Here is a 9908-nt window from a genome sequence, read left to right as displayed (position 1 = left end):
TTCGTTGCCGTAAATCAATAGACGGTGGAGCAGACATGAGTGGTCATTTTCTCGTCTTGCAAGACTCACTTAGGCTACCAAACTGTGGCTTACTCAAGCAATAACTGCTGTAAGGCGGTCACTGAGCAAACCCTCCGCAATTTCTGCAACAGAGAGAGTTTGCTCAGTGACACGAATTTGTCTCGATGTCATTTATTTTGGTACTGGTCACGGAAGCCCAGCAGTTTTTTACCGCTCAGGCACAGCAAGAGTCAGTTAGTCTCGTCAGCACAGATGCCGTGGCACCGGAGGAAGCCGAACAACCTTTGAGTGAGGAAGCAGTGATGCCAGGTGGGTTTGGACGAGCGCAACCGCAACGCTAAGGTAGTAAGACTGCTTTGCAGGAAATCCGGTCACTGAGTGTTGTGTCTCAACAGCTAGTGCAGGAACCTGATGTTGATCGGGCAATGCAGGCAGAAGTGGAAGCGTTCTTTGCCCAGCATCAGCAAGAGCATCCAGAAGTACTATCGCTGGCTTGGTCGGCTAGAGTTTATAACCCGTTGGCAAAGGTTGATTTGTTAGCTGTCGGTGCTCGCTACTTGGAGCCAGAAGAGGAAGACTGGCTGGCTTTGGCACGTATGGTGGGCTGGCTGTTAGTCGAGGATGAACTGGATGCCATTTATTTCACTGCACCACCACCAACTTTTGCGTTGGAGCAAGCCGACTGGTACATGCGCCCAGATTTGACGACGTTTCTGGAGTCACCCGTGCTGTTGCGAGCGGTGGTGCAGCAGTATCCCCTGGCTGAAGCGAGCCTTCGATCAACGATCAACCAGAAGGTAGCAGGGTTGGGCTGGTCAGCGGAGCAGCGCACTCGCTTTGTGCTGGAGTTGTTTGAGCAGCCGGAAACTGACCTGGCTGAGGGTGATTGGGCACTCTTGTTGTTTGCACTGCAAAGCCAGTTGTTGGGTGAGCGCTAGCTGGTTGCTCGAACCGCAGCAAGGTAAGGTGAACGCTCTTGGAACCGCTGCCAGGTTGCTGCAGATAGCAGCGGTGTTGAGAACAGTGCTAGCACACGGCAATCGGCGCACATAGCTAAAGTGTCTCTTGAAGGGGTGCTTGCAAACTAGCGTTTACAGCAAAGTGAATAGGGACAGCGCGATCGGGTTGAACGTGGTAAGGAGATAGCTAAGCCGCTTTACGACCTCTGTGCTCTGGCTTCACGTTAGTATGGTGATGAGATAACTACGTAAACACTCACCGATCACCCCTCAAGGTAATCTTCACCAGTGACTTAATAAGTCTAACGGTGCCCACCACCCGCCGCAAAGATCCTTGGATTGCCACAGAAACCGCTCAGCGGTCGGGGTGCACGAGCTTTGTTATGCTGCTATCGCTTACAGGTTTAATTGTCATTAGCTACGGTAGCGGGCGCGAGATATGTAGGATCTTGCCAACGACAGCAAACCCTGCACGCGCGTAAAGCCTTTCCTCCGCTTCATGTGCCGCCATTAGGAAGGGGACTGAAATGTTCGCCGTAAACGCTTCTTGTACCAATCGAGTTGTAATCGCTCCTGCCACCCCTCGACGGCGGAAGGCTGCACGCACACCAATACCTGCAATTTCCGTTGTTTGATGATAAGGAACCGTACAGACACCCGCACCCACAGGCTCTCTGGTTGCCTTCATTCGAGCTAAAACAGCGATTCCACCGGCTTCAAGGCTGTGTTGCAGTTGGGCGATCGCGGCGGAGTCTGGAGGAGGAGCACTATACGCTTCGTTCTGAACCGCGACTGTAGCCAGCAGATCAGCATCAGAAGCTGGCAAAATCAACTCGATCCCTGGAGGAACGGGAAGGCCTTGCTCTGAACCAGGAGCGCAAGCCATGAGCGGCAGACGTCCTTCAACATGAAAGCCCGCATCCATCAGCACCCCTTCAACCGCAGGCGCTAACTGTGCAACATACTCCAAGCGCGGTTTGCGCGAACGTTTCTCGTAGGCAGCGATCAGAGCGATCACATCTGCCAGTGATGGTGTGGCGTTGTCATCGGGAATCGCATAGTTGAGGAAAGGATTAGCGTTAGAACGAGAGAAGCTGGCGAGAAAGGAACCAATGCGCTCTGTATCGCGTTGATGGCTAGCTGCAACACGTAGGTACGACTGAATACGTGACTCCATTGCAATGTCTCATGAAGCTGATGAAGATGCATTAGGAATCCAACTTAGCACTCAACAAAAACAGAGTGCCTTTAAACTACAGCTACCATCCATAACCGAAGCCGCATAACGACCAAGATAAGCGGCAGCAAGTAACTGTTACACCCTCACCGAGATCTCTCAATTGTCCGCTTCATCGACTTGTTGGGCTGCGCTGTAACTCACCGATAAGCAACTCTCTAGCCTGTGGTTTAGGAATGGCTTTACCGATATTCTTCTAAATCGTCGATAATGTCCAGGATTTCAACGAACCGAGAGCCAAAGTCGGTCAACTTATATTCGACACGAGGCGGAATCTCAGGATAAGCAACCTTCTCGACAATACCAAAATTGACGAGATCCGTTAATCGCTCATTCAAAACTTTAGTTGTCAATCCCTCAGTTGCGCGAGCCATTGCTCCTGGGCGGTTGGTTCCTTTGCGAATTAAGCGTAAAACTTCCATCATCCATTTACACCCCAGCGTATGCTCCACGATATGAGCAACAGTTGGTTGAGAATTAGAGGATTTTTTTGTCAAGCTACGAAGTTGTGATGTCTGCATTTGCTACTAAATGGTAACTACCTTACCAAACGGTGCTGACTTGTGAGAGAAGAAACAACCACCTACGCTGAGTGCTATCGAAATACCTTCACCGTTGATTCTAAAGCAAGGATGGTTAGTAGAGATGGAATGTATGAAAGCAGCCGTACTGACAACATTTGGTGGTGCTGAGAGTTTTGAGATTCAAACTGTGGCCAAGCCAATACCAAAAGCTAACCAAGTCTTAGTACGGGTTTGTGCGACGTCAATTAATCCAGTTGATTATCAGTCTCGCCGGGGTGACTATAAAGACTTGGTTCTACTCCCAGCCATTCTCGGAGTTGACGTTTCAGGAGTAGTTGAAGCCGTTGGAGAGGCAGTGACAGAATTTGAGGTTGGCAATGAGGTTTATTACTCACCGCAAATTTTCGCAGAATCCGGCAGCTACGCCCAGTATCATGTTGCCGATGCAGGGATTGTTGCACTCAAGCCCTCTAACTTGTCACATATCGAAGCTGCTTGTTTTCCCCTTGCAGGAGGAACAGCTTGGGATTGTTTAGTTACGCGAGGTAATCTCCAAATTGGGGAATCCGTCTTAATTCATGCGGGTGCTGGTGGTGTGGGTTCGATTGCAATTCAACTGGCAAAAGCGATGGGAGCCTATGTGTTTGCAACGTGCAGTTCTAAAAATGTTGATTTCGTTAAAGAAATTGGCGCAGATCGCCCCATTGATTACAAAAATGAAAATTACGTGGAAGTGATTTGTCAGGCAACAGGGAATCAAGGTGTGGACTTAGTTTTGGATACGATCGGTGGGACAACCATTGAACGTAGTTTTGAAATTATTCGCCCCTTCGGTCGGCTAGTGAGCGTTGTAGACACTTCAACACCGCAATCGCTCCTTGAAGCCTGGGGCAAGAATCTGACACTCCACTTTGTTTTCACACCTCAATACCGAGCAAAATTAGATGCCCTGGCAAAACTGATTGAGCATACTCAACTTCGTCCCGTGATTGATTCAACCTTCGCTTGGGATCAAGTCGTTCAAGCCCATCAGTATCTAGAGCGAGGCGGAACGCGAGGGAAAGTTGTGCTGGACTTTACCAAAAACTAATCTGTCCTCACTGATCATTTCAAACCGTCACCTGACAGATAGCCTCAGTCAACTTGAATACCTACGAAGAACATTGCAACTACCGCTATCACAATAAGCTAAACAGTCCAACTATTAATAGACGGAAAGTTTCCGCCTAAAATCTCAAATCAGATGAATAGGCGGAAACTTTCTGCCTATCTCTCCTAGCTTACTGGACTAGAACTGGCATAAATCACCGTTCGGTTCTATTCTGCAACACTGATGCTCTCGTTCCTGCTAGCTCCTACGCATAGGCTAGGAATTCGAATCCCCTGGTGGTTAGCAGTTGTCTGTAGGGATTGCCTCTAGGAAGCCAATCCGAAAATCCTCGTCAGCAGTTCAAGTCTGGTTCCTGATAGAATTTTACTAGGTCAGCTTAAGAACTCAGGCGTTAGCTTAGTAAAGCTGGAAAAGCTTTGCCAGTGAGGCTTTCAGCGCTTTTAATGCCGCACTCATAAACCCAAGGTCACAGTCTAAGGTTTTTCTGATAAGTGCAAAAACCCTGGGGCTGTAACGCCCAGGGAAGTAACCTGAAAATCTCGTGTTACCTGACAGTTATCAGCCGCATGATCGACTTGCGGTTCATCAAGAAAGAAGAACTCAATCGCTGTGACCGGGGTAATTATGTATCTGTTGGCTCTAAGGTGCCTATTGATAAGCACAGCTGACCAAGCGATCGCCCTTCTCACTCTGGACTAGCCGTAAACTGGCATAAGACTTGAAAGCGTTACACAGCAGTTTCGCTTTTCCGTCACTCTTCACTGTTACGGGTGGCATTGCTGCCATCCTTGCGACGGTACAGCCAAATTAGCAGTGGCGCTGGCTCTTGCTTTGATTGTATCGTGATACTAAACAGCGAATACCGGTCCCAGAGGCGCTTTCAGCTTAACGTTGGTTTTGATTCAAAGGCTACGGAAACGCCAGGAATGCCAGAGCGAAAAGGGGAAGGACTGACCTTGCTCATTCACGAAAGAGAGGCAATGGGCGAGTAGCGTTCGACGCCTGGCTCTAACCAACCGTTGCCCACGTTGGCAGTTAAGGCTGGCTCCTCAACAAACTGACAATTGCCTTTACTAAGTCCTCCGGCTCTACAGGTTTTGTGAGGTGAGCCTGGAACCCAGATTCAAGCGCTTTTCGCTGCTCGAAGGCTCCTGCATACGCCGTAAGTGCGAGCGCCGGCATCTTGCCGCCGGCATCTTGCCGCCTCAACCGAATTTGCTCGATCAGCATATAGCCGTCCATCTCTGCCATGCCAATATCACTGACTAACAGATCAGGCGTAAACTGCTCCAACGCTTGCAACGCCTCCAAGCCAGAGGTTACGGCTGTCACTATGGCACCACTTTGTTCCAGCACGATTGTCTGAAACTCACGCGTATCCGTTTCATCATCTACTAGCAGAATTTGCAGGTGGCTTAAAGGAGCCTCTGTCGTCACACAGTGGCGTGGTGACTCTAGCTCTAGGGGTTGGGCTTGCGTGCTGAGAGGTAGCTGCACGGTAAAGATGGCACCTTGGTGCTCGCCCTCACTTTCTGCCCAGACGGTGCCGCCATGCATCGCCACAATTTGGCGGACGATCGCTAACCCCAACCCTAACCCGCCAAACTTGCGGGTGGTCGAGCCATCTTCCTGCCGAAAATACTCGAACACGTGGGGCAGAAATTGCGGTTGAATGCCTCTGCCCGTATCAATGACCTGCATTTGAGCCGCTTGTTCCAGTTGCCGCAGTGCAATGGTGACTTGCCCGCCCTCCGGTGTAAATTTGACGGCATTGGTGAGCAAGTTCCAGACCACTTGCTGCAACCGCGCTGCATCACCAGCGATCGGGGCGATGTTTGGAGTCAGATCAAGCGTGATTTGAATCTTTTTCGCGTCTGCTGCCAACCGCACGGTTTCTAGGGCAGCAGCAATCACAGACACCAAACTGACAGGCACCGCTGTTAAGGACAGCTTGCCCTGCATAATACGAGAGATGTCAAGCAAGTCTTCGATCAGTTGCGCTTGCAGTTTCGCATTGCGCTCGATCGTTTTCAGTGCTTCAGCTTGCCGCGCCGCATCCAGCTTGCCGTTTTGGAGCAACTGCGTCCAGCCCAGGATCGGGTTGAGGGGCGAGCGCAATTCATGCGACAGCACTGCTAAGAATTCATCTTTGATACGATTGGCACGATCGGCTTCGGCTCGTGCCGCTTGCTCACGCACCAGGAGTTGTTCTCGTTCCTCTGCCGTCTGCCGTTGCTCAATCAGGTCAGCCGCTTGACGAGCAAGCAAATCTAGAAACCGTAACTCGCGTTCGCTCGGTCGGTGGTGTTGGTGCCAATGGGTAGAAACCATGCCGATGATTTTGCCGGCACGGGTGATCAGCGGGGTGGACTGTCCAGAGCGGTAGCCAGCCTCCAGCAGCATTCGCCTCGCCCTGTCATGGTTTTCGCTCTCCGGCACATCAAAGTCAACGAAGCTACGATTGCCAGTCTTCAGTGCCATGCCACAGGGCGTGTTCGCACTTTCACTCATCCGATCGAAATAAGTGATGATGGTTTGCTCAAAGCCTTGGTTGGCAAGCAGCACCAGCTCTTGGGTCGCTACGTCCAGGATTTGCACTGTGCCAGCATTAGCCCGTGTCAGCGCGATCGCCGCCGCCAGAATCTCTTGGTACAACGTTTGAGTATCATCTTCGGTGATGAGCCGTGCCCCCAGTGCGCGCAGTCGCTGTGTCTCTTGAAGGTCCGCCGCGACCACCGCTTCGGCACGGGCGCGTTCGACTGCCGCCCAAGTGCGCTCGGCGACTTCTTCCGCCAGCGCGATCTCATCCGGTGTCCAAACTCGCGGCTCGCTTGTGTGAATCGCCAGCCCCGCGACCAACTTGCCCTCCTTGACCAGCGGGACGCTGATATGAGCGCCAATTTCGAGCGCAGCGTAGGCTGAGCGTTGCTCTGGTGAAAGGTCGGGATCGGCTGGCACATCGGACACGGACATGGTCTGACCAGCGCGGAAGGCAGCAAGCAGCTTCGGACCAAACGAAGCAATCGGGTAGCGTCCAGCGAGTCCTGCGGCTCCCTTCACGTAATCGCGCTCAACCACGTAGTCAGTGTTGTGCACCTCGAAGTAAGCCACACGGTTCGCACCGAGATCTTCGCCTAGCAGACGGCTTGCCATTGCCTGCATCTCTATGGGGTCAATCAGTGGGCGCAGCGCGTCAGTCAGAGAAACACGAAACGCATTGGCTTCAGCGGTTTGCCGCGCCATTTCTTCTGCCCGTTTGCGATCGCTAATGTCTTTGAAGACGATCGCCACTTTTCGATCTTCTGGCTCCCCTGTGCGGCAAGCATAGACATCAAACCAGCGCTTAAGGGTTTCGGAGTCATTTTCAAACCGAATGGCTTCACCCGTCAGCGCGACTCGACCATAAATTTCAATCCAGTGCGCTTCCATATTGAGCTGACGCGCTGTTTTACCAACAGCTTGTTGCAGTCCGGTTTGTTGCTCAAAGACGGGGTTGACTTCTAGAACGCGGTAGTCGATCGGCGTGTCGTGGGCATCGAGCAAGACTTCAACCACACAAAAGCCTTCATCGATCGACTCAAACAGCGTCCGATAACGTGCCTCAGATTGACGCAGGGCAACTGCTGCTTGAATTTGCTCGGTTACATCTGTGAAGTACATGGTGATGCCGTTCACGGCGGGGTAGGCGCGCACTTCATACCAGCGCTCGTGGTTGGGGTAAAACGCCGTGAGTGACTCAGCCACACGATCGCGCATGACGCGGCGGTGCATCTGTTCAAACGCACTGTCATTCACCCCTGGAAATTCTTCCCAAAAAACTTTTCCAATTAAGTCATCCGCAGCACGATTGACCATCAATTCGGCAGTCTGATTCACATAAGTAAAGCGCCAATGCTCATCCACGGCAAAGAAGGCATCCGTAATGCTTTCCAAAAGATTACGGATCTGTGCTTCGCTTGCCTGCAAAGCTTGTTCTGCCCGCTTGCGATCGCTAATATCGTTGACCAGTGCCACAAACCCCACAACGGCCCCCTGAGCATCAAAGCGTGGCACATAGGTGGTACTCACATACCGAGTGCCGCCCTCTTGGTGAGGCACTTGGTTCTCAAAGGTGACTTGTTGCCCAGCTAGGACTTGCTCAACATACGGACGAATGCCTGCGTAGGCGGCTTCACCTAACACTTCGCGAACGGGCTTGCCATAGATTTCCGTTGCCGGTTGCCCAAACCATGCTTCGTAGCCTCGGTTGTTAAAGCGGTAACGCTCGTCTGAGTCCACAAAGGCAATGAGGGCAGGAACGGCATTGGTGACTAAACGAAGTTCCGTTTCTCGTTGTGCTAAGGCGGCTTCGGCTTGTTTGCGATCAGTGATGTCAATGACGGAGCCAATGTAGCCCTTGAATGCGCCATCTACTCCAAACCACGGACTTGCAGCATCGATTGCCCAGATGTAGTCCCCCTGTTTGCTTTGCAAGCGGTACTCCAGCCGGAACGACTGCTGTTGCTCATTGGCTGCTAGAAACATGCGTTGGGCAGCGGCGCGATCGTCTGCGTGGGCTCGCTCTAACCAACCCAAGCCCAAGCCTGTTGCTGGAGTTTGCCCCGTGAAGTCATACCAGCTTTGGCTGAGGTAGGTGCAGTAACCAGAGGGGTCTGTAACCCAAACCATAAAAGGTGCATGATCCGCCATCTGGCGAAACTGCTCCTCGCTGTTTTGCAGGGCGATCTCTACTTGTTTGCGATCGGTGATGTCAACGGCAGTGCCCAAAACCTCAACGGCTTGCCGCCATGCTCCCTCACCCGCGAAGGTTGCTTGCCCATTCGCAGCGAGCCACCGCTCGGTGCCGTCATCCCAGATCACCCGGTAGTCAATGTCGTAAGCTCCTGATGACGTTGGAGTCAGCGCCGCCTCAAGCGCACTCGTGACCTTGGCACGATCGTCTGGGTGAATCCGCTCCACCATCTGCGAGAGTGGCAGCACGACGCTATCCTTCTTACCCAAGATGGCGCGCATCCGCTGATCTAACTCCACCAGCTTTGTAGCAATGACATAGCGCCAGGTTCCCAGTTGAGCGATCCCAATGGCAAGCTGTGATCGTTCCTCGCTTTCCCGCAGTGTCTGTTCTGTGCGTTTGCGAGCGGTAATATCAGTAAACAAGAGGGCAAACTGGTGGTTGTGCGGCTCACCAACGCGAAAGGCGTTGACATCAAACCAGCGATTCAGGGCAGTTGAGTGCTCCACAACCCGCACCGCTTCGCCTGTCCGCACGACACGACCATAAAGCTCGACCCAAGCAGCTTCAAGCTGGGGCATGAGTGCTCGGACTGTTTTTCCCGTTGCCTGTTCCAAGCCGGTAAGCGCTTCAAAGACCGCATTCACTTCCAGAAAGCGGTAATCGCTCGGTGCACCAGTTGCGTCAAACAGCATTTCGCAGAGGCAAAAGCCTTCGTCGAGCGACTCAAACAAAGTGCGATATTTGGTTTCGGACTGGGCAACCTGCTGCGCTGCCAAGCGCAGTTCCAGTTCATCCACCACCATGGCAGCGAGGTCAACGAGTGTGGCTTGCTGTTCTGGCGTGAATGGGTTGTGGGGTTGATTGTCGACCAGACACAGTGTCCCCAGGTTGAAGCCATCATGGCTGAGCAAGGGCGCACCCGCGTAAAAGCGCACCCCTGGTTCACCTTGCACAAAAGGATTGCAGGCAAAGCGCTCATCCAAGCGGGCATCCGGCACAATCAACGGCTCGTCGGTGGACACAGCAAAGCTGCACAGGGTGTTATCACGCGGCACTGCATGGGCACCAAAGCCAATGCCAGACTTAAACCAGGCTCTCGACTCATCGACCAGCGAAATCAGCGCAATAGGCACATTAAACAGCCGTGCTGCCAAGCGGGTAAGACGATCGAACACCGCTTCAGGGGGGGTGTCGAGGATCTTGTAGCGATGCAGGGCGGCTAACCGCTCCGGTTCGTTTGCAGGCAGCGGCATTGCAGGCTTGTGAGGCATGGGGTCAGTCATAGACAGCAGCGAGGGCAGGGATCAAGGGTTGGAGTCGG

Annotated in this window: 6 protein-coding genes; 3 read left to right on the top strand and 3 right to left on the bottom strand. The window is 52.6% G+C overall.

Annotation, left to right across the window (positions count from 1 at the left end; genetic code table 11):
* Positions 1-185: 185 nt before the first annotated feature.
* Together H6F76_RS02085 and H6F76_RS02080 are read left to right on the top strand one after the other, a co-directional pair.
* On the top strand, positions 186-362 hold the full coding sequence (locus H6F76_RS02085; RefSeq protein ID WP_190505483.1) for a hypothetical protein: 177 nt from the start codon (positions 186-188) through the stop codon (positions 360-362).
* A 42-nt stretch (positions 363-404) separates the two neighbouring features.
* Complete coding sequence (locus H6F76_RS02080) at positions 405-959, top strand: hypothetical protein (RefSeq protein ID WP_190505481.1); 555 nt, start codon at positions 405-407, stop codon at positions 957-959.
* A 439-nt stretch (positions 960-1398) separates the two neighbouring features.
* On the opposite strand, the gene H6F76_RS02075 is transcribed toward H6F76_RS02080, so the two are convergent.
* Together H6F76_RS02075 and H6F76_RS02070 are read right to left on the bottom strand one after the other, a co-directional pair.
* Entirely contained in the window at positions 1399-2157 is a 759-nt protein-coding gene (locus H6F76_RS02075; RefSeq protein WP_190505479.1) for a GNAT family N-acetyltransferase, read from the bottom strand.
* 242 nt (positions 2158-2399) lie between these two features.
* Positions 2400-2738 carry a helix-turn-helix domain-containing protein gene (locus H6F76_RS02070; protein ID WP_190505477.1) on the bottom strand — a complete coding sequence of 113 codons (339 nt, stop codon included), beginning with the start codon at positions 2736-2738 and terminating at the stop codon, positions 2400-2402.
* Between the two features lie 124 nt (positions 2739-2862).
* Between H6F76_RS02070 and H6F76_RS02065 the strand changes: the two genes are divergently transcribed.
* Positions 2863-3831 carry a zinc-dependent alcohol dehydrogenase family protein gene (locus H6F76_RS02065; protein WP_190505489.1) on the top strand — a complete coding sequence of 323 codons (969 nt, stop codon included), beginning with the start codon at positions 2863-2865 and terminating at the stop codon, positions 3829-3831.
* A 1056-nt stretch (positions 3832-4887) separates the two neighbouring features.
* On the opposite strand, the gene H6F76_RS30170 is transcribed toward H6F76_RS02065, so the two are convergent.
* Positions 4888-9858, bottom strand: coding sequence for a PAS domain S-box protein (locus tag H6F76_RS30170; RefSeq protein WP_242036476.1), 4971 nt, complete (start codon positions 9856-9858; stop codon positions 4888-4890).
* Positions 9859-9908 lie beyond the last annotated feature (50 nt).

Origin of the sequence: Leptolyngbya sp. FACHB-321 (assembly GCF_014695975.1) — a bacterium.
In the GTDB taxonomy this organism is placed as follows: domain Bacteria; phylum Cyanobacteriota; class Cyanobacteriia; order Leptolyngbyales; family Leptolyngbyaceae; genus Stenomitos.
The sequence above is the reverse complement of the archived record's forward strand: the minus strand, read 5'-3'. Positions and strand labels throughout refer to the sequence as shown.